Annotated in this window: 23 protein-coding genes; 15 read left to right on the forward strand and 8 right to left on the reverse strand. The window is 69.7% G+C overall.

Going from position 1 to position 25,624, the window contains the following annotated elements:
• The first annotated feature begins 118 nt into the window (after positions 1–118).
• From CYJ26_RS09270 to purQ, 3 genes are all read left to right on the forward strand, one after another.
• Positions 119–1,036 carry a phosphoribosylaminoimidazolesuccinocarboxamide synthase gene (locus CYJ26_RS09270; protein ID WP_006548105.1) on the forward strand — a complete coding sequence of 306 codons (918 nt, stop codon included), beginning with the start codon at positions 119–121 and terminating at the stop codon, positions 1,034–1,036.
• Positions 1,037–1,218: 182 nt separating this feature from the next.
• A complete protein-coding gene (gene purS, locus CYJ26_RS09275; protein ID WP_006548106.1) occupies positions 1,219–1,482 on the forward strand; it encodes a phosphoribosylformylglycinamidine synthase subunit PurS in 264 nt (87 codons plus the stop codon).
• Positions 1,479–2,177, forward strand: coding sequence for a phosphoribosylformylglycinamidine synthase subunit PurQ (purQ, locus tag CYJ26_RS09280; protein ID WP_006548107.1), 699 nt, complete (start codon positions 1,479–1,481; stop codon positions 2,175–2,177). The genes purS and purQ overlap by 4 nt, the downstream gene beginning before the upstream one ends.
• Positions 2,178–2,343: 166 nt before the next feature.
• On the opposite strand, the gene CYJ26_RS09285 is transcribed toward purQ, so the two are convergent.
• Positions 2,344–3,417, reverse strand: a complete 1,074-nt coding sequence (locus tag CYJ26_RS09285) for a DUF559 domain-containing protein (protein WP_034236712.1) — start codon at positions 3,415–3,417, stop codon at positions 2,344–2,346.
• Positions 3,418–4,053: 636 nt separating this feature from the next.
• On the opposite strand from CYJ26_RS09285, the gene CYJ26_RS09290 reads away from it, so the two are divergent.
• On the forward strand, positions 4,054–6,543 hold the full coding sequence (locus CYJ26_RS09290) for a glycoside hydrolase family 2 protein (protein ID WP_034236711.1): 2,490 nt from the start codon (positions 4,054–4,056) through the stop codon (positions 6,541–6,543).
• Positions 6,544–6,586: 43 nt separating this feature from the next.
• On the opposite strand, the gene CYJ26_RS09295 is transcribed toward CYJ26_RS09290, so the two are convergent.
• On the reverse strand, positions 6,587–7,486 hold the full coding sequence (locus CYJ26_RS09295; RefSeq protein WP_006548112.1) for a LacI family DNA-binding transcriptional regulator: 900 nt from the start codon (positions 7,484–7,486) through the stop codon (positions 6,587–6,589).
• 180 nt (positions 7,487–7,666) lie between these two features.
• On the opposite strand from CYJ26_RS09295, the gene CYJ26_RS09300 reads away from it, so the two are divergent.
• Positions 7,667–8,818, forward strand: a complete 1,152-nt coding sequence (locus CYJ26_RS09300) for an ROK family transcriptional regulator (RefSeq protein ID WP_024036712.1) — start codon at positions 7,667–7,669, stop codon at positions 8,816–8,818.
• Positions 8,819–9,440: 622 nt separating this feature from the next.
• Here the strand turns inward: CYJ26_RS09300 and CYJ26_RS09305 are convergent.
• On the reverse strand, positions 9,441–10,472 hold the full coding sequence (locus tag CYJ26_RS09305) for a hypothetical protein (protein WP_145990785.1): 1,032 nt from the start codon (positions 10,470–10,472) through the stop codon (positions 9,441–9,443).
• 548 nt (positions 10,473–11,020) lie between these two features.
• Complete coding sequence (locus tag CYJ26_RS09310; RefSeq protein WP_101638315.1) at positions 11,021–12,451, reverse strand: glycosyltransferase; 1,431 nt, start codon at positions 12,449–12,451, stop codon at positions 11,021–11,023.
• Between the two features lie 215 nt (positions 12,452–12,666).
• Here CYJ26_RS09310 and CYJ26_RS09315 point away from each other — a divergent pair, with 215 nt between their 5' ends.
• The 10 genes from CYJ26_RS09315 to purM all read left to right on the forward strand — a co-directional run bounded on the left by CYJ26_RS09315 (position 12,667) and on the right by purM (position 23,854).
• Positions 12,667–13,035 carry an NINE protein gene (locus tag CYJ26_RS09315; protein WP_101638316.1) on the forward strand — a complete coding sequence of 123 codons (369 nt, stop codon included), beginning with the start codon at positions 12,667–12,669 and terminating at the stop codon, positions 13,033–13,035.
• An 86-nt stretch (positions 13,036–13,121) separates the two neighbouring features.
• A complete protein-coding gene (locus CYJ26_RS09320) occupies positions 13,122–13,571 on the forward strand; it encodes a TM2 domain-containing protein (protein ID WP_101638317.1) in 450 nt (149 codons plus the stop codon).
• A gap of 188 nt (positions 13,572–13,759) precedes the next feature.
• Positions 13,760–14,218, forward strand: coding sequence for a TM2 domain-containing protein (locus CYJ26_RS09325; protein WP_244902062.1), 459 nt, complete (start codon positions 13,760–13,762; stop codon positions 14,216–14,218).
• 235 nt (positions 14,219–14,453) lie between these two features.
• The gene (gene purL / locus CYJ26_RS09330) at positions 14,454–16,856 is read left to right on the forward strand and encodes a phosphoribosylformylglycinamidine synthase subunit PurL (protein ID WP_101638319.1); all 2,403 of its coding nucleotides are present in this window, start codon (positions 14,454–14,456) and stop codon (positions 16,854–16,856) included.
• 249 nt (positions 16,857–17,105) lie between these two features.
• Positions 17,106–17,546, forward strand: a complete 441-nt coding sequence (locus CYJ26_RS09335; RefSeq protein ID WP_101638320.1) for a cupin domain-containing protein — start codon at positions 17,106–17,108, stop codon at positions 17,544–17,546.
• Positions 17,547–17,682: 136 nt separating this feature from the next.
• Positions 17,683–19,020, forward strand: coding sequence for an NADP-specific glutamate dehydrogenase (gene gdhA / locus CYJ26_RS09340; protein ID WP_101638321.1), 1,338 nt, complete (start codon positions 17,683–17,685; stop codon positions 19,018–19,020).
• A 315-nt stretch (positions 19,021–19,335) separates the two neighbouring features.
• Entirely contained in the window at positions 19,336–19,776 is a 441-nt protein-coding gene (locus tag CYJ26_RS09345; RefSeq protein WP_024036214.1) for a sterol carrier family protein, read from the forward strand.
• Between the two features lie 17 nt (positions 19,777–19,793).
• The gene (locus CYJ26_RS09350; RefSeq protein ID WP_048780426.1) at positions 19,794–20,816 is read left to right on the forward strand and encodes a 1-phosphofructokinase family hexose kinase; all 1,023 of its coding nucleotides are present in this window, start codon (positions 19,794–19,796) and stop codon (positions 20,814–20,816) included.
• A 123-nt stretch (positions 20,817–20,939) separates the two neighbouring features.
• Complete coding sequence (gene purF, locus CYJ26_RS09355; protein ID WP_034236715.1) at positions 20,940–22,700, forward strand: amidophosphoribosyltransferase; 1,761 nt, start codon at positions 20,940–20,942, stop codon at positions 22,698–22,700.
• Positions 22,697–23,854: a phosphoribosylformylglycinamidine cyclo-ligase gene (gene purM, locus CYJ26_RS09360; protein WP_034236701.1), complete on the forward strand. Its 1,158-nt coding sequence runs from the start codon at positions 22,697–22,699 to the stop codon at positions 23,852–23,854. The genes purF and purM overlap by 4 nt, the downstream gene beginning before the upstream one ends.
• An 87-nt stretch (positions 23,855–23,941) precedes the next feature.
• Here the strand turns inward: purM and CYJ26_RS09365 are convergent, their stop codons facing one another.
• From CYJ26_RS09365 to CYJ26_RS09380, 4 genes are all read right to left on the reverse strand, one after another.
• Positions 23,942–24,166: a DUF3073 domain-containing protein gene (locus tag CYJ26_RS09365; RefSeq protein WP_034236699.1), complete on the reverse strand. Its 225-nt coding sequence runs from the start codon at positions 24,164–24,166 to the stop codon at positions 23,942–23,944.
• Positions 24,167–24,363: 197 nt separating this feature from the next.
• On the reverse strand, positions 24,364–24,705 hold the full coding sequence (locus CYJ26_RS09370) for a DUF3618 domain-containing protein (protein ID WP_034236698.1): 342 nt from the start codon (positions 24,703–24,705) through the stop codon (positions 24,364–24,366).
• Positions 24,702–25,133, reverse strand: a complete 432-nt coding sequence (locus CYJ26_RS09375; RefSeq protein WP_006548137.1) for a hypothetical protein — start codon at positions 25,131–25,133, stop codon at positions 24,702–24,704. The genes CYJ26_RS09370 and CYJ26_RS09375 overlap by 4 nt, the downstream gene beginning before the upstream one ends.
• Positions 25,130–25,573 carry a phage holin family protein gene (locus CYJ26_RS09380; RefSeq protein ID WP_006548138.1) on the reverse strand — a complete coding sequence of 148 codons (444 nt, stop codon included), beginning with the start codon at positions 25,571–25,573 and terminating at the stop codon, positions 25,130–25,132. Before CYJ26_RS09380 ends, CYJ26_RS09375 begins: the two co-directional genes overlap by 4 nt.
• Positions 25,574–25,624 lie beyond the last annotated feature (51 nt).

Below are 25,624 nucleotides of genomic sequence, written 5' to 3' on the forward strand. Positions count from 1 at the left end.
CACGAACTACGACGCCGTCGCCCGCCTCCTGCAAGGCGAGCGGCGGCGTCCGTGGCTTCCACCGGCTGCTTGTCGATCGTGCCGGGTTTGTGTCGGAGGGGCACTCTAGGATGGCCCTATGAGCGCGACCAAGCCTGTTATCCCCGCTGCCCCCGCCCTGCCTGGTTGGCAGCACCTGTCCTCCGGCAAGGTCCGGGACGTCTACGTCCCGGCGGATAACGGCCCCTGGGCGGGGAAGGACGTTCTCCTCGTCGTCGCCTCAGACCGCATCAGCGCCTATGACTACATCCTGTCCACCCCCGTCCCGGACAAGGGCAAGGTCCTTACCGCTCTATCTGCCTGGTGGTTCGAGCAGCTGGCGGACATCATTCCCAACCACCTGGTGTCTCTTGAGGTACCGGAGCAGGTCGCTGGGCGCGCCATGATCTGCCAGCGCCTGGAGATGTACCCGGTCGAGTGCGTGGCTCGTGGGTATCTCACCGGCTCGGGACTGGCCGAGTATCGCGCGGGAGGGGCGGTGTGCGGCGTCCCCCTGCCTGAGGGGCTGACCGAGGCCTCGCGCCTGCCGGAGCCGGTCTTCACGCCGGCCGTCAAGGCTGAGCTCGGCGATCATGACGAGAACGTGAGCTTCGAGCGTGTGGCTGAGATGGTGGGTGAGTCGGCCGCCTCCTCGCTGCGCGAGGTCACGCTGCGTCTGTACAGCGCCGCCGCGGACATCGCGCGCGAGCGCGGCATCATCCTGGCGGACACCAAGTTCGAGCTTGGTCGCGACGCCAGCGGCCAGATGGTTCTGGGAGACGAGGTCCTCACCCCCGACTCCTCTCGCTTCTGGCCGGCTGACGAGTGGGTGCCTGGGCAGGTCACACCGTCCTTTGACAAGCAGTTCGTGCGGGACTGGCTTACCGGACCTGACTCCGGGTGGGACCGCTCTAGCGGCCAGCAGCCCCCGGCGCTTCCGGACGACGTCATTGAGCGCACCCGTGCCCGCTACCTCGAGGCCTACGAGCGCCTGACCGGCCACGCCCTCGCCCTGTAACCCAGGACCGGCGGGCGGTGGTCACCGCCGCCCGCCGCGCTGCCCGCGGAGCTGGTGAGGCGGCGGGCGAAGGCGGGCGCCGTCGTCGCTGCTGCTGGTGCCCCGCTGGCTGGGCCTGCCGTGACCTGGCCGGGTAGGCTGGGCCCGGACCCTCTTCCGCCCACCCGCACCCAGGAGAACCGATGGGACGTATCGTCGTCGAGGTCATGCCCAAGCCCGAGATTCTTGACCCCCAGGGCAAGGCCGTAGTTGGGAGCCTGCCGCGGCTCGGATTCGACCAGTTCACCGCAGTGCGCCAGGGGCGTCGCTTCGAGCTGACGGTTGACGGCCCGGTCACGCAGGCTCACCTGGACGCCGCGGCCGAGGCGGCCGAGAAGCTGCTGTCCAACCCCATCATCGAGGACGTCGTCTCCGTTCGCGCTGAGGACGAGGGGGCCCAGGCGTGACCCGCATCGGCGTCATCACCTTCCCCGGCACGCTCGACGACGTCGACGCGCTGCGGGCCGTGCGTCTGGCCGGCGCAGAGCCGGTCTCCCTGTGGCACAAGGACGCTGACCTCCACGGCGTCGACGCCGTTGTGGTGCCCGGCGGATTCTCCTACGGCGACTACCTGCGCTGCGGTGCCATCGCGCGCTTCGCTCCGGTCATGGACGAGGTTATCGAGGCAACCGGCAAGGGCATGCCCGTGCTTGGCATCTGCAACGGCTTCCAGATCCTGGCCGAGGCGCACCTGCTGCCCGGCGCCCTGATTCGTAACGACCACCAGAAGTTCATCTGCCGCGAGCAGGGGCTGCGGGTCGAGTCCACTACAACAGCGTGGACCAACCTCTTCGAGGCTGGCGACGAGATCACCATCCCCATGAAGAACGGTGAGGGCAACTTCATTGCCTCGCCCGAGGAGCTGGACCGGCTGGAGGGGGAGGGCCTGGTGGTCTTCCGCTACACCGGCTCCAACCCCAATGGTTCGGCGCGTGACATCGCCGGCGTGCGCAACGAGCGCGGCAACGTCGTCGGCCTCATGCCTCACCCCGAGCACGCCGTCGAGCCGGGCTTCGGACCGGACTCTGCGGCGGGTCCGCGCACGGGTGTGGATGGTCTGAAGATCTTCCAGTCGGCCATCAGCGCGCTGGTCGGGGCCTGAGAGGTCTGCTGCGCCGCGCTTTGGCGATTGGTGCGTGTATCTGCGATTGGGGCGTGCTTCCCGGGCTCTGGGAGGCACGCCCCAATCGTGGAAGGCTGTTCTCAGAGGAGTGGCGCTTGGTCATTGCGCCTGGGGACTGCGCCGTCGTCCTCAGGCAGCAGCCTGGTCATTGCGCCGTGGGGAGGGAACCTAGCCACCGGCAGGGCCGCAGACGCAGCTTGTGATCGTGGGGGAGGCGCTGCAGGAGGTTGGCCACGATCTGCTCGGGGCGGCGCAGTTCCTCGGACCGCACGCGCATCACATCCCAACCGGCGCGGTGCAGCGCGTCTTGACGCTTCTTCTCCCCGTAGAGCACGTCAGCGTTCTCGCCGTCATACTTCATCTTGCCGTCGAACTCGATAGCGAGCATGAGGCCAGGCAGGGCGATGTCAATGAAGTAGAACCGCCCGTCAGCCTCGATCTGCTTCTGTAGGACGGGCTCGGGGAATCCGGCTGTGAGGAGGATGAACCGCAGCTCGCTCTCTCCCCAGGACTCTGCGAGCGGATTCAGTAGCCGCAGGAGCCGGCGCGCGCGAGCCTTACCGGGGCGGCGAGCCAGGCGTCTGAGGCGTTCGTCAAGCTCAACGCGTCTGATGTTCCACCTCTGCGTCGCCTCCTCCTCGTGGAAGCGCTGGGCGTCCACCATGATCCGGGCGAGCGAGTCGCCGATCGCCAGGGCGTCAATCGGGCGCAGGTCCAGCAGGCAGTCCAGCAGGGTGCTGCTGATGTCGGTCACTGGCAGGCCGGCAATATGGGTGACCGAGACGTCGTCGAGGCTGGTCTGCAGGCGGCGATGTAGACGGACGGGGCCGCTGTCCACTTCGTTGCTGGTCAGGCGGGTGCCGCTGCGGGGCGCCGAGCGCGTGCGTTTGCCGCCGTAGATGACGTCAGGCATGACGACGGTGCTGCGGTGCTGATGCGTGGTCTGGATCGTATGGATGTCAGGCTCGTGGCTTCGCAGGACGGCGCCGTGGAGGAGCGCGGCCGACTCATGAGACAAGGCGATGGTGCTGGGGTAGCGATCGACGACGGCGGCCAAGCGAGCCAGGGTCATCTCGCGACGTTGCTTCCACACAGGTGGGTCGGCGACGGGGAGGAGGTAGAAGCCCCGGGTGATGCGCACCGCCTCCGGTGGCGGCGAAGACGCCCATGCGGAGGTGGGCATGACGGCGGGCAGCGTGCTGGTGGTGAGAGGCGGCATGAGAGGTGTCCTGTCCGGTTGTGGTGGAGCCGCCTGCAGCATGCCCATGGTCGCCGGCACGACGCATCTGGGCCTGGCGAGGTCTGTGGATGACCCTGTCACGGGAGCCGCCTGTGGAGCCCGGGCGCATGGGAGGGGAGGGTGTGTGGTGAGGTTGGCGTTGAGGATGTGGGCGGTCAGCCTGGGCCAATGGGTGGGGAGGGTGCTCCTGCCGGATGTGGGACGTTCGGGCGTGCGTGTCGGGCTGGTGGGGTGGTGATTGTGGTGTGCTGTGGGTGATGTGTGCGTGGGGTTCTGATTGTGGCGTGCTCCTGGAGGCCTGGTGGGCGCTTGGCGGTCGTGGAAACACGTACCAATGGGCGCAGGGCTGGTCCTGCGGGGGATGCGTGGGTTGTTGGCGGTGGGGTGTCGGGGCCTCGGATCGGTTGGGTCCTTTGGGCGGGCCGCCGACGTGCGCTGAGCAGAAGACCGGGGATACCCGGCCTCTTGCACTTAGTTAAGTAACTAAGGAAAGATTGCGCCTGGACGCACCGCCACTCTCGCTGACCTCGTCTCCGCCACGCCCGGCTTCTCGCCGCACCCGCTTCTTACCATCCCATTTCTTCTCGCCCACCACGCACCTGGCAAGGAGTCCCCATGCTCACCTCGACCACCCTCGACTCCGGCTGGCAGCTCAGCCTCCTGGACGGCCCGGTCCCTGCCGACCTCGCCGCCCGCCTCCGCCTGCCCGCCACCGTCCCGGCCACGGTCCCCGGCTGCGTCCACACCGACCTGCTGGACGCCGGCCTCATCCCCGATCCTCTGGACGGGGACAACGAGGAGCGGCTGAAGTGGATGTGGCGCTGCGACTGGCGCTACGCCACCACCTTCGACGCCGCCGCGCTGGCAGCGGGCGAGCACGCTGAGCTGGCCTTCGACGGGCTGGACACGATCGCCGTCGTCGCCTTCAACGGCACCGAGCTGGGACGCACGGACAACCAGTTCCGCTCCTACCGCTTCGACGTCACCCACCTGCTGCGCGAGGAGGGCAACGAGCTCGTCATCGCTTTCACCTCAGCCCTCAACGTCGCCGAGGAGCGCACCCGCCGCTACGGCGACTACCCCACCGCCTACCCCGTCCCCTTCTCTATGGTGCGTAAGGCCTCCTGCTCCTTCGGGTGGGACTGGGGGCCGATCACGATCACCGCGGGCATCTGGAAGCCGGTGCGCCTGGAGCGCTGGACCGGCTCGCGCCTGCGTGAGGTACGCCTGGGCGTCGACCTGCTGGGCGCCGGCGGTGAGCCGCTGGCTGCCCCGGTGACGCCCGGCCAGGCCGGGCTGGTCGGTGTGGCCCGCCTGACCGCCCAGGTCGAGCGGGCCGAGGGCGAGGCCCCCACGCAGCTCAGCTACGCCGTCGGCGGCCAGACGGTCACGGCCAGCGTGAGCGAGCCGGGCCTGAGCGAGGTGGTCCTGGAGGCGCGCGTAGCCGGGCCGCAGGCGTGGTGGCCGCGCGGCTACGGCGAGCAGCCGCTGTACGACTCGGTCCTGAGCGTCGGCGGCGAGCCGGCCTGGAGTCGCAAGGTCGGCTTCCGCCACATGGGGATCGACCTGAGCCCTGACGAGGTCGGCGCGCCCCTGCGCCTGCTGGTCAACGGCGAGCTGATCCTCGCCAAGGGCGTCAACTGGATCCCTGACGACGTCTTCTTCACTCGCGTGACCGCTGCCGACTACCGCCGGGCGCTGACCGACGCCGTGGACGGCGGCTGCAACCTCGTGCGCATCTGGGGTGGCGGCCTGTACGAGTCCGAGGACTTCTATGACGCCACTGACGAGCTCGGCCTGCTCGTGTGGCAGGACTTCGCCTTCGCCTGCGCCGCCTACGCCGAGGAGGACTGGCTGCGCGAGACCGTCCTCGTCGAGGCCCGCCAGGCGGTGGGGCGCCTGGGCGGCCGCGCGAGCCTGGCCCTGTGGTGCGGCAACAACGAGAACGAGACCGGCTACCAGAGCTGGGGCTGGAAGGAGCGTCTGGGGGATCGCGCCTGGGGGCTGGGCTACTACCGCGAGCTGCTGCCGGCGATCGTGGCTGAGCTCGACCCCACCACGCCCTACATCCCCGCCAGTCCTTTCTGCCCCGACCCGGCGGCCGAGGCCAACAACGACGCCGACGGTGACACTCACGTGTGGGACGTGTGGAACGATCTGGACTACCTCCACTACGCCGACCACGCCCCGCGCTTCGCCTCCGAGTTCGGCTTCGGTGGGCCCATGGCCTACTCGACCCTGCGTGCCGCAGTGCACGACGAGCCTCTCTCACGCGACGGCGCCCAGCTGGTCGTCCACCAGAAGGCGGACAACGGCTTCGGCAAGCTGCAGCGCGGCATCGACAACCACTTTCCTGAGCCGGTGGACTTCCGTCACTGGCACTGGGCTACCCAGCTCAACCAGACCCGGGCCTTCCACTTTGGCATCAGTCACTTCCGCTCCCTCCAGCCGCTGTGCACCGGATCGGTGATCTGGCAGCTCAACGACTGCTGGCCGGTCATCTCCTGGGCCGTGGTGGACAGCGCGGGCGTGCGTAAGCCCGGCTGGTACGCCATGCGTCACGCCCACGAGGACCGGATGCTCGTGCTCCAGCCAGCAGGAGAGGGTAAGGCTCGCCTGGCGGCGGTCAACAACCTGCGCGAGCCCTGGCACACGCGAGTTCGGCTCGGGCGAGGGCTGCGTCATGGCGGCGAGGTGACCTGGGAGACGCTTGACCTCAGCGTGGAGCCGGCCTCCTCGACGGCGGTTGAGGTGGCGCTGCCGCTGGAGGCGGACAGCTTCCTTCTCGCCGAGGCCGACGGCGTGCGTCGGGCCGTGTGGTTCACCTCCACCGACCGCGAGGCCGGGCTTCCGGCGCCCCAGGCGCAGGTCTCGGTGGACCGGGTGGAAGGCGGCTACCGGGTCCAGGTCACGGCGCAGGTCCTCCTGCGTGACCTCGCGCTGACGGCTGATGAGGTGATGCCCGGCGCCGTCGTCGACGACATGTTGGTGACCCTCCTGCCTGGCGAGACGGCGACCTTCACCGTCCGAGGTCCGGAGCTGGCCGATCCTTCGGTGCTCGCCTCCTGGCCGGTCCTGCGCAGCGCCAACGACCTGGCCAACTGAGCCGGCTGAGGCGCTGAGCCGGCCGGCTGCGGAGCCGGCTGGGCTACCTGGGCCGGTCGGCGCCGCGGGAGGGCGAGGCGGACAACGCCGTCCTCACCGCGGCGCCGACCGGCGCCACCGAGGCTCTCGCCAGCCACTGCCGTTGCGGGTGCGGCAGGCGGACCGGGGCCTCGCCGTCGTCCATGCGCAGCAGTGCCTGGGCGATGAGGCGGCCGAGCTCGTGGGAGTTGTCCGTCAGCGCGGCCACGGGCGGGTGCGCTAGGCGGCAGGACAGCGAGTCGTCCCAGACGGCGACGCTCAGCTGCTCGGGGACCGAGACTCCCATCTCGCGCGCGGTGGCGATGCCGGCCAGGACCATGGCGTCGTTGTCGTAGATGATGGCGGTGGGCCGCGGATCACGCTGCAGCAGGGCGAGAGTTGCCTCGCGTCCCGAGGCGGCGGAGTAGTCGCCCTCCAGCGTCGTCAGCTCCACGTCGTGCTCGATGGCGAAGCTGCGGGCGGCATCGCTGCGCACGCGGGTGTGAGCCAGCCTCGCCGGGCCGCTCACGCGCGCAATGCGGCGGTGCCCGGCCTGGACTAGAGGGGTGAGCACGCTGCGGGTCCACTCGACGTTCTCGCTCGTCAGCGCGCTCGCGCCCGACGGTGGAGTGTCGGCTCCGGCGTACAGGGTGCGCAGGCCCAGGCGCTCCAGCAACGCCGGGCGAGGGTCGTCGTCGAGCAGGTCCACGATAATGACCCCGTCCACGAAGCGCTCGCGGGCCCAGCGCTCGTAGGTAGCGACTTCTTCCTCCATGCTGGAGACCTGGTGGAGGAAGAGGATCACGGCGCTGCCTCGCAGGACCTCCTCGATGCCGTCGGTGACCTCGGCGTAGTAGGACTCGGCGGTGTACAGGCTGCGAGGCCGGTCCAGCACCATGCCCCAGCGGTGGGTCACGGTCGCCATGGGTGCTCCTTGGGCGTCGAGGGTGCGAGCAGGGCCTGATGAGTGCGATCCTTGCACTACAGCGGGCGCCCAGTCAGTCTAGAGCGCGCTGTGCCGTTGCGGAGGACGTGCCGGCGGCGGGATGGGCGTTGGGCGTCGGGACTTGACACGAAGACCCACGGACATGATGAGGGAGAGACGATGGCCAGGGGTGTGGACACCAAGGCGCTCGTCTTTGACCTCGTGCGCGCCTCAGGGCGGGCCTCGCGTGCCGGCCTGGCTGAGCGCACCGGCCTGACCGGCGCCACCATCTCGACCCTCGTGCGCCAGCTGATGGAGGAAGGGCTGGTCGAGGAGAGCGGCCGCGCGCGCTCGACGGGCGGCAAGCCCCGCACCTTCGTCCAGGTTGTGCCTGACGCGCGCTACGCCATCGGCATCCACCTCACGCGGTGCGACATGGTGCTGGTCCTCGCTAACCTCTTGGGGGCGGTGGTCGCGCGCACGCGCCGCCCGTGCGATCTGGGAAGCCACCAGTGGTCGCAGGCACTGACGCAGGCGGTGGACGAGCTGGTCATGGGGGCCGGGGTGCCGCGCGAGCGGGTGTTGGGTGCCGGCGTCGTCGGCTCGGACTCGGTGCGCGCGGAGATCCTGGCGAGCCAGCAGGCGCGTGACATCAGCCTGCTGGGGCGGCCCGTCCTGTTTGACAACGACGCCTCAGCGGCGGCGCTGGGGGAGTGGTGGGTCTCGCCGGCCGGCAGCACGGATGATGCGCTCGTGGTCTACCTGGGGGCCGGGATCGGCGGCGGCTACCTGGCTGGCGGCCGGCTGCATCGGGGAGTCAATCAGGGCGAGGGCGAGCTCGGCCACGTGTGCGTGGACATGGCGGGGCCAGTGTGCTCGTGCGGCGCACGCGGATGCCTGGAGGCCGTGGGTGGGCCGGAGTCCGTGGTCAGGCGCGCCGTCGGCCAGGAGGACCTGGCACGTGCGGCCGGGCTCGGGCCGCAGCCCGGCGCGCGGGGGAGCGTGGAAGCGGACTTTGCGGCTGTGGCGCGGGTGGCTCAGGCGGGAGACCTGGCGGCGCAGAGGCTGCTGGCTGAGTCGGCGCGGGCACTCGCGGTGGCGGTGCGATCGGTGGTCAACGTCCTGGACGTGGCGACGGTGGTGCTCACTGGGCCGAGCGCTGGTGCTGCGGGTGCCTTCTACCTGCCGGTGCTGGAGGAGGAGCTGGCGCTGCGTTTTGGGGCGGGGTCTCGTGGGCTGATGGAGATCCGGCTGTCGCCCAGCTCGGGGACTGCTGCAGCGCTGGGCGCGGCGTCTCTGGTTCTCGACACGGCCGTGCGGGCGACTACGTAGCGGTGGTAGCGGTGCCACAGTGGACCGTCCACAGTCAGCCACATGTGCTGTGGGAAAGTCCTCAGCACCGACGGTGTACGGCAGGTGAAGAGACGATCGTCCTGGGAGGTTCCAGGGGTGCGGGGATCTTGGCGTCGTTGCAAGGATCGAGAATCGCCAGCGCGGACGATGGCGATGTGCTATGAAGCGCTTGACTGAGGGAAACCGCGTTATTTCAACGATTTGACATGGTTGAGAATCGTGGGTACTGGCGGCCTGGGTGAGGTGTGCGGTGCGCCCGACGGCGCCTCCAGGTGCGACGGGGCGGGTAATCGGCAGGTAACCACAGGACGAGTGGCGTGATTTCCCCGCTCTGGGGATTCTGTGCACAAGGCTGTGGACAGAATCTGTGGATAAGTGCGTCGGTGATGGTGTGTGGCTGGGCGGGCTGGCTGGGTCTGGCCGGGGCTGGCTGCCCTCTCCTCTCGCTTTAGGTCGTGGACAGTCGGTTTGGTTGTGGCGGGGGTGGGGTTCGACTGTTGTGGGCCTAAGGCGACGGTGGTGGAGGTGCGCGCCGGCGTCGGTTTAGGTCGTGGACAGCCGGTTTGAGGTCTCCGGGGTGGCCTGCTCCGTCGTCTCAGACCTAGAGCCACAAGTCGCGGACCGGGCGCGCGTTGCGCACGACGTCGGCAGGGAACAGCGACGTCAGACGCGCAGCGAGCTCGTGTGGCTTCTTGATCTCTGACCACTCGAAGCGTTCGATGCGCCACCCGTCGCGGCGCAGCCGCATCTCACGAGACTTCTCAGCGCGGAGGTCCTCGGATCCGCCGTACTTGACGTATCCGTCAAACTCCAGGCCTAGCTTGCGCGCCTCCCAACCAAGATCGAGGAAGAAGGTCGACGAGTCTTCCCGACTCTGCCAGCACAACTGAGGGACGGCCTCGGGCAAGCCGGCCGCGTGCACCGCCCAGCGCAAGATGCTCTCACCGGGGGATTCTGAGAATGGGCTCGCGATGGCGAGGACCGCACGTGCGCGGCGAAGTCCCGGCCGCCGTGGGTAACGCTCGAGCATGGCCAGAAGTGTGGCGCGCAGTTCCTCGGGTGTCGGGCCGAGGCAATTGCGTGTGAACCGGTCCGCCTCGCAGGTCTTGCAGAAGATGGAGTCAACGATGCAGATCGCCTCGCGCGCGGGCAGGTCGTAGGCGCAGTCCACCGCGGTCTGGAGTGGGTTGGTCACCCTGAGGCCGTCGACGACGTCGACCTCCTCCGAGCGAGGAAGCCGGGTGCTTCGCACGAGCGAGACCTTCCGTCCGCGGAACGTGTGGCCGTCCTCGGCGGTGTACGTCAACGTCGGCAAGGGGCGGCGACCGCCGGTGGGAACCTTCGGGACGGCGATATGAATGTCTGGCTCGGTCGGCAGGCAGGTGTATCCATGCGCAATCGCTGCGGCCTCGTGAGTCAGGCATACGGCAGACGGATGTGTGTGCAGCGCTGCGGCCGCTCGCGCAAGCGTTGCCTCGCGGAGCTGTTCCCACGGGGCGAGCCTCTGGGCGGGTTGGAGGTAGACGCCGCGCATGATCTTCACTGCGCCGGCCTCGACCATTGCTCGCGCGTCGTCGCGCAGGGTGGTCAGGGTCAGCCGCGGCACTGCTGGAGGAGGTGGAAAGGTGCTCATGCGTCCCAGCGTGCAGCGCGGTGGGGTGCGGAGGCCACAGCGCATGGTGAGGGCTGTGGATTGGGGTGTCACGGGAGGCGCCTGTGGAGCCCGAGCGCGTGTGTGGGTGAGGGGCGAGGGGTGAGGGGCGAGGCCGACGTCGGTTGAGGCCGGGAACAGTCGGTTTGGGTGTGGCGGGGATGGGGTTCGACTGTTAAGGGCCTAAGGCGACGGGGGTGTGGAGGTTCTGGGCTTACCTTGCGCGTCGGTTGAGGCCGGGAACAGTCGGTTCGGGTGTGGCGGGGATGGGATTCGACTGTTAAGGGCCTAAGGCGACGGTGGTGGAGGTGCGCGCCGGCGTCGGTTTAGGTCGTGGACAGCCGGCTGAGGGTGTGGCTGGTCGGGTTTGGTCGGGGCTGGCTGCCCTCTCCCCTCGCTTTAGGTCCTGGACAGTCGGTTTGGTTGTGGCGGGGATGGGATTCGACTGTTAAGGGCCTGAAGCGACGGGGTGGGCGGGGCTGGTTGGGTGGGTGTGGCCGGTTAAGGGCCTCAAGCGACGAGGGCAAGCCTCAGACTGCGGCCTGAGCGATGACGTTGAGAACCTCAATGAGGTGACGGTCGGGCAGGTAGTCCCGGCGCACCGCCTCGTGTGCCACCTCGCCCATCTCACGCGCCCGCTCGCTGAGCAGCAGCAGGTCGCGCACAGCCTCGGCCCACCCAGCGGCGTCGTCAGCAGCCACCAGCACGCCAGAGACCCCGTCCTCGATCTGGTCCTGGATGCCGCCAACCGCGCTGCCCACCACGGCAGCCTTCTTCCACATCGCCTCAGCCACCGTCAGCCCAAAGGCCTCCACGCGCGAGCGCTGCGTGACCACGGCGCTGACCCGCTGCAAGGCGTTGACGATCGTCGCGTTGACCTCGCGGTCAGAGGCTGGGATCGCCAGCACGTGGATCCGGCAGGCCACGGACTCCGGCAGGGTGGAGACCCGTTCCGTGATCTCCTCCAGGGTCCGTGCGGCTCCGGGCTCGCGCGCAGGATCGGGCGTGGGCCCGGCCAGGACGAGGTGCGCGTCACTCGGCAGGGCCTCGATCTGGGAGGCAAAGGCCTCAACGAGCTCCAGGCCGCCCTTGAGCGGGTCCCAGCGCTGGACCTGGGTCACCACCCTGGCGCCCTCGGGCACGGGCGTGCCGGCGGCGGGCGCGCTCGGGGCATCGTCGCCCAGGCCTCGGAAGGCGTCTGGCCGGCCGTCCTCGCGGATGAAGGGGACGGCGTCGAAGGGCGGCTGCCCGTCAAAGAACCCGGTCAGGCGCACCACCGAGGCGGCCTCGTCCATGTCAAGGACGCGGTTCTTGGGGGAGTCGGGGTTGATCGAGGGGGCGACGACGGCGCAGCGCTCCTCCTCGGCGTAGGGCGGCAGGTACTCCGCGCGCGAGGCGACGAGGAGGTCGGCGTCCTCGAGATAGCGGTCGAGGAAGGCCCAGGCCCGCTGCCCCTCCTCCCCAGCGTCGGTCGCGCCCACGTGGCACCGCCAGATGACGGTGGCTCCGGCCTGGCTGAAGGCGCGGGCGAGCCCAGCGGTGGCCGGGTCGTGAAGGATGACGACGTCCCCCTCGCGCACGTCCTCCACCACGTTCTCCGCGTTGGAGGCCAGGACGTGCTCGTAGAGGTCCCGCTGCTTGTCGGCCAGCTTGCCCCCGTCGCCGTGAGAGCCGTGGAGGGCGGCGTTGAGCCGCGCGGTGACGGCCAGGAACTCGGCTGGGGCGTCGAGGGTGAGCCACCGGGCGTCGATGCCCAGCCCGCGCGCGTAGCCGACCAGCGGGGCCACGGTCTGGGCCGGTCCGGCCTCCGCAGCGGCCGACGGCGTCACGGTCCACACGGTGCGGCCGTCCAGCAGTCCGTGGGCTGCGGCGACGCCGTCGTGCAGACGGCGGATGGCGACCTCGTCGAGGTGGCTCTCCAGGTCCGACAGGGGCAGGGGTGCGACGTCGATGCTTCTCATGTCCCGATCCTGCCCCTCTTTTGTGTGACTCGCAGCACTTACGGGGAGTGTGTCGCAAGTTGCCTTACGGTGGATTTATCTGGCTCTCGTCATGATCTCTTCCGCGAGTGGCGCAGTGGCGCCACCTGGGTGGCTCCTGTGGCTGATGGGCAGCTCCCAGCTGTCTGGCCCGCTCGTGTCCCATGACCTGATCCCGATCGATCAAAGGAATCTTCATGACTCAGACCCTCGACTCTCAGCAGGTACCTGTCCAGCAGGCCGTCGCTCCGAAGAAGTCGAGGAACACGGCCGCACTGCTCGCCTTCTTCCTTGGCGGGGTGGAAGCCCACAGCTTCTACCTCGGTCAGCAAAAGAGGGCAGGGGTGCACATCCTGCTCGCGATCCTGGGCTTCGGCTTGATCCTCATTGGCGCCCTCAATGCTGGCGCGGGCGTCAATGAGTACGGCCAGGTCATCAACTCTGACGCCGTGAGCACGGGAGGTGCCCAGGTGATGGGCGGTCAAGTCGTCCTTGCTGCCAACTCGGTCTATTCCTTCGTGGAGTTCATCCTCATCCTCATCAACAAGGACCGGTCCCTGAGCTGAGTGACATTGGCCTGGCGGCGCGTGGCAGGTTCGCACTCATATCTGCCACGCGCCGTCGCTGAGACCTACGAAGGAAATCCACTCGCATGACGCAGAGCCCTTCCTCCCTACGCTCCTCCCTGGCTGGCGACCTGGCGTCGTGGCCGGCGCAGCGGCCGCACTCGGACGACGGCGCCCAGCAGCCCGCTGCCCAGCCGGTCTACGGCCAGCCCCACGCCGGCCAGGATCAGCTGCCCTACCCCGGCCAGGCACAGCCGCCCTCGGTGCAGCAGTACTACGGCCAGCCGATCTATGCCCAGCCGCAGCCCGGTGCCTACACCCCGCCCGTCCAGGCCGGCGAGCCCAAGTCCAAGTCCGTGGCGGCTGCGCTCGCCTTCTTCCTGGGATGGACCGGCGCGCACAGCTTCTACCGAGGCCAGCAGACTCGTGGCCGCATCCATGTGGTGCTGGCTGGGGCGTGCGGCGTCATGCTCTTGTTCGGCATCTACGTGATCGCGACGCAGACGGACGCCTACGGCGAGCTCCCCCCCGGGTGAGCGCTTCAACGCCGGAATGGCCCTCATGACGGTCGGCCTGCTTGGTGCCGTCAACGTCCTGTACGGTTTTGCTGAGTTCATCGAGATCCTCTTCAGTCAAGACGGTTCTCTGCGCTGAGATGACTCGCGGCACCACGGCCGCTCCACCACCAACTGCCCTTAAGACAACCGAAGAGGAAGGCCTCTCCGTGGCACAGACCCCTTACCCCCACAACTCCTCCCAGCCCTACGACCAGCAGGGCTACGGCCAGCCTCAGCAGCCATACGGCCAGCAGCAGCCTTACGGTCAGCCGGGCTACCCGCAGCCCTATGGCCAGCAGCCCTACAACCCGAACGCCAAGTCCAAGACCACAGCGGCGCTGCTCGCCTTCTTCCTGGGCGGGTTCGGCGCGCACAGCTTCTACCGGGGCCAGATGAAGCGAGGTGCTGGTCACCTTGCTCTCATGGTCCTGACGGTTCTGCTGTTCATCGTCGGCGTGGTCATGGCTGCCTCGCACACCGACGCCTACGGTCAGATCGCCGACTCCGGGACGGTCCAGGTCGGCGACGCCGTCATCATGGCCAACCTGGTCGCCGGCGCCAACAGTCTGTGGGCCTTCGTCGAGTTCATCATGATCCTCGTGTCCAAGGACGGCTCGCTGCGCTGAGCCGCCCGCTCGCCGTCGTGAGGACGACGGCGGTGCCTGGCTGCGTCCCGCACCTCGCCTACCAACCCGCGTCAGCAGGCTGGTAGGCGAGGTGCTGTGTGCGGGGGTATCGACGTCGTCGGGCCTGGCGGAGGAGACGGAAGGCCGCCTCGAGGGCGCCGGCGAGCGAGGTGTGGCCGGCGGCAGGTATCCTCAGCCTTGGTCCATTCACCTCCTCGACCCCAGGAGCAGCCGCATGGCAACCGTGTCGTCCGAGTCCACCGTCCCCACCCCCGAGTCGGGCCTGGCCCCGCGGCCGGTCGAGCACCCTGACACCATTCAGGACGCCGCGGCGACCCCGGACCAGGAGATGCCCTACCGCGAGCTCGGCCTCAAGGACGAGGAGTACGCCTCCATCAAGGAGCTGCTGGGGCGCCGTCCCACCAACGCCGAGCTCGCCATGTACTCGGTCATGTGGTCCGAGCACTGCTCCTACAAGAGCTCCAAGATCCACTTGAAGCAGTTCGGTACCAAGGTCACGCCCCAGATGAAGGAGCACCTGCTGGTGGGCATGGGCGAGAACGCCGGCGTGGTGGACATCGGTGACGGCTGGGCCGTGACCTACAAGGTCGAGTCCCACAACCACCCCAGCTTCGTTGAGCCCTACCAGGGGGCGGCCACCGGCGTGGGCGGCATCGTGCGCGACATCATCTCCATGGGAGCGCGTCCCGTGGCCGTCATGGACCAGCTGCGCTTCGGCGCGGTGGACCACCCGGACACCGCACGCGTGGTCCACGGCGTGGTGGCCGGCGTGGGCGGCTACGGCAACTGCCTGGGACTGCCCAACATCGGCGGCGAGACCGAGTTCGACTCCTCCTACCAGGAGAACCCGCTGGTCAACGCTCTGTGCGTGGGCGTGCTGCGCCACGACGACATCCACCTGGCCAACGCCTCGGGCGCAGGCAACAAGGTGGTCCTCTTCGGTGCGCGCACCGGTGGGGACGGCATCGGCGGTGCCTCGATCCTCGCCTCGGAGTCCTTCGAGGACGGTATGCCGGCTAAGCGCCCCAGTGTCCAGGTGGGTGACCCCTTCATGGAGAAGGTCCTCATCGAGTGCTGCCTGGACCTGTTCGCCCAGGACCTGGTCCTCGGCATCCAGGACCTCGGCGCCGCCGGTATCTCCTGCGCCACGAGCGAGCTGGCCTCCAACGGCGACGGCGGCATGCACGTGGACCTGGAGAACGTGCTGCTGCGTGACCCCACGCTGACCGCTGGTGAGATCCTCATGAGCGAGTCCCAGGAGCGCATGATGGCGGTCGTGGCTCCTGACAAGCTCGAGGCCTTCATGGAGGTCATCGCCAAGTGGGACGTTGAGGCCGCGGTCATCGGTGAGGTCAACGGCTCGGGCCGCCTGACCATCGACCACTTCGGCGAGCGGATCGTGGACGTCGACCCGCGCACCGTCGCCCACGAGGGCCCCACCTACGACCGTCCCTACGCCCGCCCGGCATGGCAGGACGACCTCAACGCGGACACCTCCGAGCGCCTGGCACGCCCCGCCTCCGCCTCCGAGCTCGCGGACCAGGTGCGCGCCGTCGTCACGAGCGTCAACCAGGCCTCGACCTCCTGGGTCACCAGCCAGTATGACCGCTTTGTGCGCGGTGGCACCGCCCTGGCTCAGCCGGACGACGCCGGCGTCATCCGCGTGGACGAGGCCACCGGCCGGGGCGTGGCGATCTCCACTGACGCCAACGGCCGCTTCACCAAGCTCGACCCGGCCACCGGCGCCGCCCAGGCCTTGGCCGAGTCCTACCGTAACGTGTGCACCGTGGGCGCCACGCCGCTGGCCGTCACCGACTGCCTCAACTTCGGTTCCCCGGAGGACCCCGACGCCATGTGGCAGCTGGTCGAGGCCATCACGGGTCTGGCGGACGCCTGCCAGGTCATGGGGATCCCGGTGACTGGCGGCAACGTGTCCCTCTACAACTCCCACGGCAAGGTCAAGGGGCTCATCGACTCCTCCATCAACCCCACCCCGGTGGTCGGGGTCCTGGGCGTCATGGACGACGTACGCCGCGCCAACCCCTCGGGCTGGTTCGAGGAGGGCCTGGCCGTCATCGCCCTGGGCGCCACGGCCGATGAGCTGGACGGCTCGGCCTGGACTCGTGTGGTCCACGACCACCTCGGTGGCTTGCCCCCGCGCGTGGACCTGGAGGCCGAGATGGCGCTGGGTCGGGTGCTGCTGGCCCTGAGCCAGGCGGACGGCCCGGACGGCGAGAAGATCGTGCGCGCTGCTCATGACGTCTCCAACGGCGGTCTCATCCAGACCCTCGTGGACTCGGTGCTGCGTCACGGCGTGGGTGCGAGCATCAACCTGGCCGGCCTGGAGGGCCGCGACGAGGTGGATGACTTCACCGCCCTGTTCTCCGAGTCCGGCGCCCGCGCCGTCGTCGCCGTGCCCGAGGGCGCGGTGGCCGTGGTGGCCGCCGCCGCTGAGGCCGAGGGCGTGGCCTGGACCCGCCTGGGGACCACGGGCGGCGAGCTGCTGACGGTCGTTGGCTCAGACCTGCTGTCCGACGGCGCAGACGGCCAGCCGCTCGCCCTGGACCTGGCTGAGCTGCGCGAGGGCGTTGAGGCGACGCTGCCGGCGCTGTTCTGACCCAGCCCGTTCTGCGGCTCTGAGGGAGCTGCTCTGTGAGAGCGGCTCTGGGAGATCTGTCCACCGACACCTCCTGCTTGCGGACCGGCCCTTGCGGGCACGGCCGACGAGCAGGAGGTGTCGCTTGCTGCTGCCAGGTGAGCCCGCTGACCTCGTTGACGGGGCCTGGGAGTGCCTGGATGGGGAGCGAGGACGTTCCTGGCCTGGCGCTGGCGCCAGCCGAGGGGGCTGGTGGGGAAGGAACCGATCATGACCGCGACCGCTGACGAGGCCGTCTTCGAGGCAGACAACGTCTTTGGCAAGGGCGAGCCCAACACCGCCTACGCCCAGTTCTTCACGGGCAACAGCTACCTGAGGGCCCTCGTGACGGACCCCGACTGCGCGGTTGGGGTTGCCAACGTCACCTTTGAGCCGGGCTGCCGCAACAACTGGCACATCCACCACGCCACCTCTGGTGGAGGCCAGGTGCTCATCTGCACCGCGGGCTCGGGCTGGTACCAGGAGGAGGGCAAGGCGTCGGTGTCCCTGGAGCCGGGGACGGTCGTGTTCATCCGTGCCGGCGTCAAACACTGGCACGGGGCCAAGGCGGACTCGTGGTTCTCGCACATTGCGCTCGGCGTGCCTGGGGAGAACACCTCCAACGAGTGGCTGGAGCCGGTCGACCCCGCCCATGACGACGCCCTGGCCTGAGGATGCGGCGTGGGCCATTCGCTGAGATGTTTCATCTCAGTTTCCGGCCACGTGGGAACATATGAGTGGCGCGGGGAAGCCGCTCGCCCGATGACGTGCTCCCGGTGCCGTACACGCTGACCGAAGGAGTCCCACCATGCAGGACGTTGTCGAGAAGGTCTACGAGCAGGTCGTGGCCCGTAACCGCGGAGAGGCCGAGTTCCACCAGGCCGTCCGTGAGGTGCTGGAGTCACTGGATCCTGTCATCGCCAAGCACCCCCACTACGCCGAGGACGCCCTCCTGGAGCGCATCGTCGAGCCGGAGCGCCAGATCATGTTCCGCGTGCCGTGGGTGGACGACGCCGGAGCGGTCCACGTCAACCGCGGCTTCCGCATCGAGTTCAACTCCGCGCTCGGCCCCTACAAGGGCGGGCTGCGGTTCCACCCCTCCGTCAATGCCGGCATCATCAAGTTCCTCGGCTTTGAGCAGATCTTCAAGAACTCCCTGACCAACCAGGGCATCGGCGGCGGCAAGGGAGGCAGCGACTTCGACCCGCACGGCAAGTCCGACGCCGAGGTCATGCGCTTCTGCCAGTCCTTCATGACCGAGCTGTCCCGTCACATCGGCCCGAGCACGGACGTGCCTGCCGGTGACATCGGTGTGGGCGGCCGCGAGATCGGCTACCTTTTCGGCCAGTACAAGCGCCTGCGCAACTCCTACGACGCCGGTGTCCTGACCGGTAAGGGCCTGGCCTGGGGTGGCTCCCTGGTGCGGACCGAGGCCACCGGCTACGGCACGGTGCTCTTCGCCCAGTCGATGCTGGCCACCAAGGGCCAGACCCTGGAGGGCAAGAAGGTCGCGGTCTCGGGCTCGGGCAACGTGGCGATCTACGCCATCGAGAAGGCCCAGCAGCTCGGCGCCACCCCGATCACCTTCTCGGACTCCTCGGGCTACGTCGTCGACGAGGCGGGCGTGGACCTTGACCTGCTCAAGCAGGTCAAGGAGGTCGAGCGCGGCCGCGTGGCCGACTATGTCTCGCGCCGCCCGGGCTCGCGCCTGGTCACCGAGGGCCGTCCGTGGGACGTCCCGGTGGACGTCGCCCTGCCCTGCGCCACCCAGAACGAGCTCGACGGCGACGACGCGGCCACGCTGCTGCGTCAGGGCTGCGCCGTGGTCGCCGAGGGCGCCAACATGCCCTCCACCCCTGAGGCCGTCGAGGCCTTCCTGGGCGCGGGCATCCTCTACGCCCCCGGCAAGGCCGCGAACGCTGGCGGCGTGGCCACCTCCGCCCTGGAGATGGAGCAGAACGCCGGACGCACCCGCTGGGACTTCGCCACCGCCGAGGAGAAGCTGACCGCCATCATGGCGGACATCCACGACTCCTGCGTCGCGGCCGCTGAGGAGTACGGCCGCCCGGGTGACTACGTGCTGGGCGCCAACGCCGCCGGCTTCACCCGCGTGGCTGACGTCATGATCGCCCACGGCATCGTCTGAGCGGGCGCAGAGCCTGAGAGCCTCCCTGACAGGACCGGTCCCTGCCGGCACCACCGAGCACCCTCACAGCGTTGGCTGTGGGGGTGCTCGGCATGCGCTGGCCGTCATCGGTCTGCTCGGTGCAGGCGGTGTGCTCGTAGCGCGCCGCCGCGGTGGCGAGGACACCGGCGAGAGCACTGGCGAGGGCGACTCCCAGGAGTGAGTCACCTGCCTGCTGGGCGTGCTGTACCGGACTAGCCGGGTCGGCGCGCCCAGCAGGCCGTTGGGGCGCCGGGTGGGACGCAGGCGTACCCGGCAGGCCGCTAGGCTCGCGCTATGGCAGCACGACGACGCATCGACATCTCTGCTGGGGCCCAGGCCGTGCGTGAGTGGGCGAGTGCCCAGGACGCGGCGGACTGTGACGGGGGAGCACCGCAGGCGGCAGGTCCCTCGCAGGGCCAGGGGTCGCTGGCTGCCCGCTCGGCCCAGCGGCGCGTGACGGCGACGGCGGTGCGCTTCAGCCTTGAGGAGCTGGCGGCCTGCGCCCCCGGGCACGCCGTCGAGGTGCGCGTGCCACCCTTCGGCGCCACCCAGGCCGTGGCCGGCACGGTGCACCGGCGCGGGACACCGCCGTCGGTGGTGGAGACGGACGCCCAGACCTGGCTGCGTCTGGCCACCGGCCGCCTGGGGTGGGAGGAGGCGCTGGCCAGTGGGGCGCTGCACGCCTCAGGCGAGCGCTGCGACCTCTCGCCCTACCTGCCGCTCATGCGGGCCTGACCGAGGTTGCGGCACGCATGATTGTCACGCTTACGGCCAATCCCTCGCTGGACCGCACTGCCCAGCTGCCGACGGCGTTGGTACGCGGGGAGGTCAACCGCGTCGCCTCGGTGACGAGCCAGGCAGGCGGCAAGGGGCTCAATGTTGCCTGGGTGCTGGCGGCCGCGGGCGTGGAGACGACGGCGGTGGTGCCCGTGGGACCCGGGCCGCTGGGGCCGGCGTTGGAGACCCTGGTGGGCCCGCACATGCGTATCCGGCAGGTCGAGGTCTGTGGTGCCACCCGAGTCAACACCGCGATCACCGAGGCTGACGGCACCACGACCAAGCTCAACGAGCCCGGGGCACGTCTGAGCCTGAACGAGCAGGAGGCGGTTGAGGAGGCTGTGGTGGAGCAGGCCTCGCGGGCGTCGGTGACCTGGGTGGTGCTCTCCGGCTCCCTGCCGCCGGGAGCGCCACAGGACTGGTACGCCCGGCTGATCAGAGCCCTGAGGGCGCGGGCGCCGCAGGTGCGGATCGCCCTGGACACCTCGGACGCGGCGTTGGAGGCGGTGGCGCAGGCCTGGCCGCAGGCGGCTCCTGACCTGCTCAAACCCAATGGGTACGAGCTGGGGCAGCTGGCAGGGCTCAGTCGTGAGACAGTCTGGGCGTTGGAAGAGGATGCTGCTGCGGGCAGCTGGGCCGGCGTGCTGGAGGCGGCTGGGCGGCTGCGCGCTCGCGGGGTGGGCCGGGTGCTGGCAAGTCTCGGGGCGGCGGGCGCCGTGCTGGTGACGTCGGAAGGCGTCTGGCGTGCTCAGGCTCCGCAGGTGCGCGTGCGTTCAACGGTTGGTGCTGGTGACTCCTGCCTGGCTGGATACCTGCTGGGGCAGGTGCGTGGGCGGAGCGAGGAGCGCAGCCTGGCGGCGGCGGTGGCTTATGGCAGCGCCGCCGCGGCCCTACCGGGCACGCAGCTGCCCAGGCGGCAGGACCTACCCTCCTTCCTAGGAGCAGACCCCTTGCTATCGGGGTTTTCCGTGCAGGACCGGGGGTTTGAACCGGCATAGACCACGGTCCCACACACAAAACCACGGTTTCGATGGTGGGTGGGGTATGCCCGGCAGCACAGCCGCGAAGAGGATGAGCGGGCCACAGTATGGGAGACTGTGGCGGTGAGCCTTGGCGAGAGCATGCAGTCCACCCGCCCCGCGCCGTTGTCAGTCCTCCCGGATCCGCAGACGGCTGCCCCGACCTCCCCAGCCATTGACCTGACCCGCGAGCTGGAGCCCGCGCCGCGCGAGGAGTGCGGCGTCTTCGGCGTGTGGGCGCCAGGTGAGGAAGTCTCCCGCCTGACCTACTTCGGCCTGTACGCCCTGCAGCACCGCGGCCAGGAGGCGGCCGGCATCGCGACCTCGGACGGTTCCCACATCCTCGTCTACAAGGACCTCGGCCTGGTCTCCCAGGTCTTCGACGACCGCGCCCTGTCCAGCCTTACTGGCCACATGGCCGTCGGCCACGTGCGCTACTCGACCACCGGCGCCACCACCTGGGAGAACGCCCAGCCGATGCTCGGCCCGGTGGCCGGGTCCACCCTGGCGCTGACCCACAACGGCAACCTCACCAACACCCGCGAGCTCATGGACGCCGTGCGCGCCACGAGCGGTGAGGACCTCACCGGCGAGCTTGGCCGCGGTTCCTCCACGGACACCGCCGTCATCGCCTCCCTGATGAACCTCATCTCCGAGCGCGGCAGGCTGGAGGGGCACGACGACGTCGCCGACCTAGAGGCCACCGGCCTCTACCCCGACGGCGTCCCCGAGTCCGCCGCCCAGGCGCCCGAGCCCCCGCTCAGCGTCGCCGAGACCGCGCGCCGCGTCCTGCCGATGCTGCGCGGTGCCTTCTCCCTGGTCTTCATGGACGAGCACACCCTCTATGCCGCTCGCGACCCCCACGGCGTGCGTCCCCTGGTCCTGGGCCGCCTGGAGCGCGGCTGGGTCGTGGCCTCGGAGACCGCGGCCCTGGACATCGTGGGCGCCACCGTGGTCCGTGAGATCGAGCCCGGCGAGTTCCTGCAGATCGACGCCGACGGCGTGCGCTCCAGCCGCTTCGCCGTCACCAACCGTGCGGGCTGCGTCTTCGAGTACGTCTACCTCGCCCGCCCGGACACGAAGATCGCCGGCCGCTCGGTCATCGCCGCCCGTAACGCCATGGGCGCGGCCCTGGCCCGCGAGCACCCGGTGGAGGCGGACCTGGTCATCGCCACCCCGGAGTCCGGGACCCCGGCGGCCATCGGTTACGCCCAGGCCTCCGGCATCCACTACGGGCAGGGCCTGGTCAAGAACGCCTACGTGGGACGGACCTTCATCCAGCCCACTCAGACCCTGCGCCAGCTCGGCATCCGACTCAAGCTCAACCCCGTGCGCGAGGTCATCGAGGGCAAGCGCCTCGTGGTCGTCGACGACTCGATCGTGCGCGGCAACACCCAGCGTGCCCTGGTGCGCATGCTGCGTGAGGCCGGCGCTGCCGAGGTCCACATCCGCATCTCCTCCCCGCCAGTGATGTGGCCGTGCTTCTACGGCATCGACTTCGCCACGCGCGCCGAGCTCATCGCCACGGGCATGAGCGTGGACGAGATCCGTGAGTCCGTGGGCGCGGACTCGCTCGGCTACCTCTCGGTGGAGGGCATGGTGGAGGCCTCCGGTCAGAAGGCGGACGACCTGTGCATGGCCTGCTTCACCGGCTCCTACCCGGTCAAGCCTCCGGTTGAGGGCGTGCCGATCGGTACCCTCCCGGTCTCGCGCATGCCCTCGGTCTACCGACGCCGTCACGACGCCGCCCCCGTGCGCATCGACGAGGTGACCCGGCCAGACCTGGCCGCTGGAAGCCCCCAGCCCACCAGCCCGTCCTCAGCCAGCCCCGCCTCCGCCGCATCCCAAGGAGAGACCCGATGAGCCAGACCCCCAACCCCGCGCCCGCCGCTGACGAGCAGGGCATCACCTACGCCTCGGCCGGCGTGGACACCGCCGCCGGAGACCGCGCGGTGGAGTTGATGAAGGCCTCCTTGGCTGCCACGATGACCCCCGCCGTGGTCGGTGGGGTCGGCGGCTTCGCCGGGCTGGTTGACGTCTCGGAGCTGCGTGAGTACCGCCGCCCGCTGCTGGCCACCTCCACTGACGGCGTGGGCACCAAGGTCGCCATCGCCCAGGCCCTCGACATCCATGACACCATCGGCCAGGACCTGGTGGGCATGGTCGTCGACGACATCGTCGTGGTCGGGGCCACCCCGCTTCTCATGACGGACTACATCGCCTGTGGCCACGTGGTTCCCGAGCGCATCGCGAACATCGTGCGCGGTGTGGCGGACGCCTGCGCCGCCGTCGGCACCCCGCTGCTAGGTGGCGAGACCGCCGAGCACCCCGGTCTCATGGCTCCTGACGAGTACGACGTCGCAGGCGCGGCCACCGGCGTGGTCGAGGCCGACCGCATGCTCGGCGCCGAGCGCGTGCGGGCCGGGGACGTGCTGGTGGCCATGGCCTCCTCCGGACTGCACTCCAACGGCTACTCACTGGTGCGCCGCGTCGTCGAGCACGCCGGCTGGGGGCTGGAGCGTGAGGTCCCGGAGTTCGGGCGGACGCTGGGCCAGGAGCTGCTGGAGCCCACCGCGCTGTACACGCGCGTGTGCCTGGCCATGATCAACGCCCTGGACACCGGCGCATCTGCCGGCCCCGTCCATGCCCTGTCCCACGTCACCGGTGGCGGCCTGGCCGCCAACCTGGCCCGGGTCCTGCCGGCCGGGCTGGTCGGGGACGTCAACCGTGCGTCCTGGGTGGTGCCGCCGGTCTTCGACGTCGTGCGCCAGCTGGGCGCGGTGCCGTGGGAGGACCTGGAGGGCACGCTCAACCTGGGCGTGGGCATGGTCGCCGTCGTCGCCCCGGAGGCCGCCGAGGCGGTCATCCGCGTGGCTGAGGGCTCGGGCATCTCCGCCTGGGTGCTGGGTGAGGTCCACGAGGCAGCCGGCTACGAGGTCTCCGGGCGACTGGTCTCGGGCACCAAGGGCGTCGACGGCGGAGCCGTGGACATCTTCGGTCAGTACCGCACGGCCTGATCGGCCTGGCTGCGCTGGCAGCAGCATACGGTGGGGCCCGCCAGGTTCTCCTGGCGGGCCCCACCGCACTGCTATGAGGAAGAGGTGCTACTTGCCTGCGTCGGCAGAGCTGGTGCCCCAGTCGTCCTCATCGTCGTCAACGTTGTACTTGGAGGCCAGCTCCTCGTAGTCGATCTCGTCGTCGTCAGTCTCCGCGCCGCTGGACGCACTGACGAGCTCACGCTCGAGCGCCGCGTAGTCGGTCTCCGGGCTGAAGTACTTGAGCTTACGAGCGACCTTGGTCGCCTTGGCCTTCTGACGGCCGCGCCCCATAGGCTCGACCCCCTCCAACAATCTCTGGGCACGCTGGGCGCGCTTCACTTGGGCAAATGTGTCGTAGGCCGAGCCTACAACGGACCGATAGGTGAACACCATTCGGAGTCATTAGTGGTTGACGTGGTTCCAGCCACGTCAACCAGGCACGTCCCCGCGCGGCGGGCGGTCCAGACCCACCGCGGGCGGCCTGCGGCCTAGCGCGCGCCGCGTCGAGCGATCGCGAAGCCCGCCGCCACGGCTGCTGCCAGGCCGGCGCCGGCAACGGCCAGGGCCTTGAGCGCCTCCGGCTCGCCCTCGCGCGCCTCGGACACGGTCTGGCTGGCGCGTTCGCGCAGGTCGGTGCCGAGGTCTCGCAGGGACTGCCCGAGCTCGCGGGCGCTGGCCTTGACCTCCTGCGCCGCCTCGCGCACCTGCGCGCTAGGGGAGATACGGTCAGCCAGGGCGTCCACGCTCGCGGCGAGGTCGGCCCGCGCAGCAGCCAGCCGCGCCTGGATCTCCTCGGGCGTCTCCTCGTGCGCCGTCTGCTCCTGGCTCATGAGCGCAGCGCCTTGACGACGGCGTACAGGCTCAGGCCGGCCAGCGCGAGGGCGGCACCGGTGACGATCGCCAGCGAGCGCGGGTCGCCGTCGGCGGCGTCGTCCAGCAGGCGACGGGCGCGGTCGGCCGGGCTGGCTGCGCCCGCTTGGCCGGAGGAGCCCAGCTCGTCGACGGCGTCCTCAGCCTTGTCCCGGGCGGTATCGGCAGCGTCCTGCGCGCGCTCCTTGAGCTCGGCCAGGCCGGCGCGCACCCGCACCTTCGCCTCGTCGGCGGCCTGACGCGCCTGGGCCTTGAGCGAGGTAGGAGCCAGGCGGAAGCCCAGGTCCTCCAGGTCGCGGGAGAGCGTGCGACGGCGCTCGGCCAGCTGGGCCTCGATCTCCTCCACGGTCAGGGAGGCGGGTGCGGCAGCGGGGTTCTGGGCGGTCACTGGGCCTCTCCCTTCCTCAGGCCCGCCTGGACGGCGGTCTTGGCGGTCTCCAGGTCTTCCTTGAGACCGTCCTGCGGGGCCGGGACGTCCTGGGCTCCGGCCTGGAGCTTCTTGACGCCGACCAAGGCGAGGAAGGCGACGATGATGAGGATGACGACGGCGACGATGAGGTAGCCCGCCCACAGGGGCAGGGCGACGGCGATGGCGTGAGCGGCGGCGTCCAGCAGCAGGCCCAGCGCGTACAGGGCCAGCACGCCGGCGGCGGCGAGCAGGCCGATACCGGTCCCCATCTTGATGGCCATGCGCTTGCCCTTGGCCTTGGCCAGGTCGATCTCACCCTTGATCAGTCCAGAGACGTTCTCTGAGATGCGGGCGACGAGCTCGCCGAGCGTGGGCTGGGATGCCTCGCGCGGTGGTGTGGGGGGCAGGTTCTGGGACATAGAGGACCGACCTTCTTCTCACGATGCGACTGGCGACGAGATCGCCGGTGG

It is taken from the genome of Actinomyces urogenitalis (assembly GCF_002861525.1).
Classification (GTDB): domain Bacteria; phylum Actinomycetota; class Actinomycetes; order Actinomycetales; family Actinomycetaceae; genus Actinomyces; species Actinomyces urogenitalis.

Coding starts and splice junctions, on each gene's coding strand:
- CYJ26_RS09270 (WP_006548105.1), top strand. CDS start 119: ATGAGCGCGACCAAGCCTGTTATCCCCGCTGCCCCCGCCCTGCCTGGT.
- purS (WP_006548106.1), top strand. CDS start 1,219: ATGGGACGTATCGTCGTCGAGGTCATGCCCAAGCCCGAGATTCTTGAC.
- CYJ26_RS09285 (WP_034236712.1), bottom strand. CDS start 3,417: ATGCCGCCTCTCACCACCAGCACGCTGCCCGCCGTCATGCCCACCTCC.
- CYJ26_RS09290 (WP_034236711.1), top strand. CDS start 4,054: ATGCTCACCTCGACCACCCTCGACTCCGGCTGGCAGCTCAGCCTCCTG.
- CYJ26_RS09295 (WP_006548112.1), bottom strand. CDS start 7,486: ATGGCGACCGTGACCCACCGCTGGGGCATGGTGCTGGACCGGCCTCGC.
- CYJ26_RS09300 (WP_024036712.1), top strand. CDS start 7,667: ATGGCCAGGGGTGTGGACACCAAGGCGCTCGTCTTTGACCTCGTGCGC.
- CYJ26_RS09305 (WP_145990785.1), bottom strand. CDS start 10,472: ATGAGCACCTTTCCACCTCCTCCAGCAGTGCCGCGGCTGACCCTGACC.
- CYJ26_RS09310 (WP_101638315.1), bottom strand. CDS start 12,451: ATGAGAAGCATCGACGTCGCACCCCTGCCCCTGTCGGACCTGGAGAGC.
- CYJ26_RS09315 (WP_101638316.1), top strand. CDS start 12,667: ATGACTCAGACCCTCGACTCTCAGCAGGTACCTGTCCAGCAGGCCGTC.
- CYJ26_RS09320 (WP_101638317.1), top strand. CDS start 13,122: ATGACGCAGAGCCCTTCCTCCCTACGCTCCTCCCTGGCTGGCGACCTG.
- purL (WP_101638319.1), top strand. CDS start 14,454: ATGGCAACCGTGTCGTCCGAGTCCACCGTCCCCACCCCCGAGTCGGGC.
- CYJ26_RS09335 (WP_101638320.1), top strand. CDS start 17,106: ATGACCGCGACCGCTGACGAGGCCGTCTTCGAGGCAGACAACGTCTTT.
- gdhA (WP_101638321.1), top strand. CDS start 17,683: ATGCAGGACGTTGTCGAGAAGGTCTACGAGCAGGTCGTGGCCCGTAAC.
- CYJ26_RS09345 (WP_024036214.1), top strand. CDS start 19,336: ATGGCAGCACGACGACGCATCGACATCTCTGCTGGGGCCCAGGCCGTG.
- CYJ26_RS09350 (WP_048780426.1), top strand. CDS start 19,794: ATGATTGTCACGCTTACGGCCAATCCCTCGCTGGACCGCACTGCCCAG.
- purF (WP_034236715.1), top strand. CDS start 20,940: ATGCAGTCCACCCGCCCCGCGCCGTTGTCAGTCCTCCCGGATCCGCAG.
- purM (WP_034236701.1), top strand. CDS start 22,697: ATGAGCCAGACCCCCAACCCCGCGCCCGCCGCTGACGAGCAGGGCATC.
- CYJ26_RS09365 (WP_034236699.1), bottom strand. CDS start 24,166: ATGGGGCGCGGCCGTCAGAAGGCCAAGGCGACCAAGGTCGCTCGTAAG.
- CYJ26_RS09370 (WP_034236698.1), bottom strand. CDS start 24,705: ATGAGCCAGGAGCAGACGGCGCACGAGGAGACGCCCGAGGAGATCCAG.
- CYJ26_RS09380 (WP_006548138.1), bottom strand. CDS start 25,573: ATGTCCCAGAACCTGCCCCCCACACCACCGCGCGAGGCATCCCAGCCC.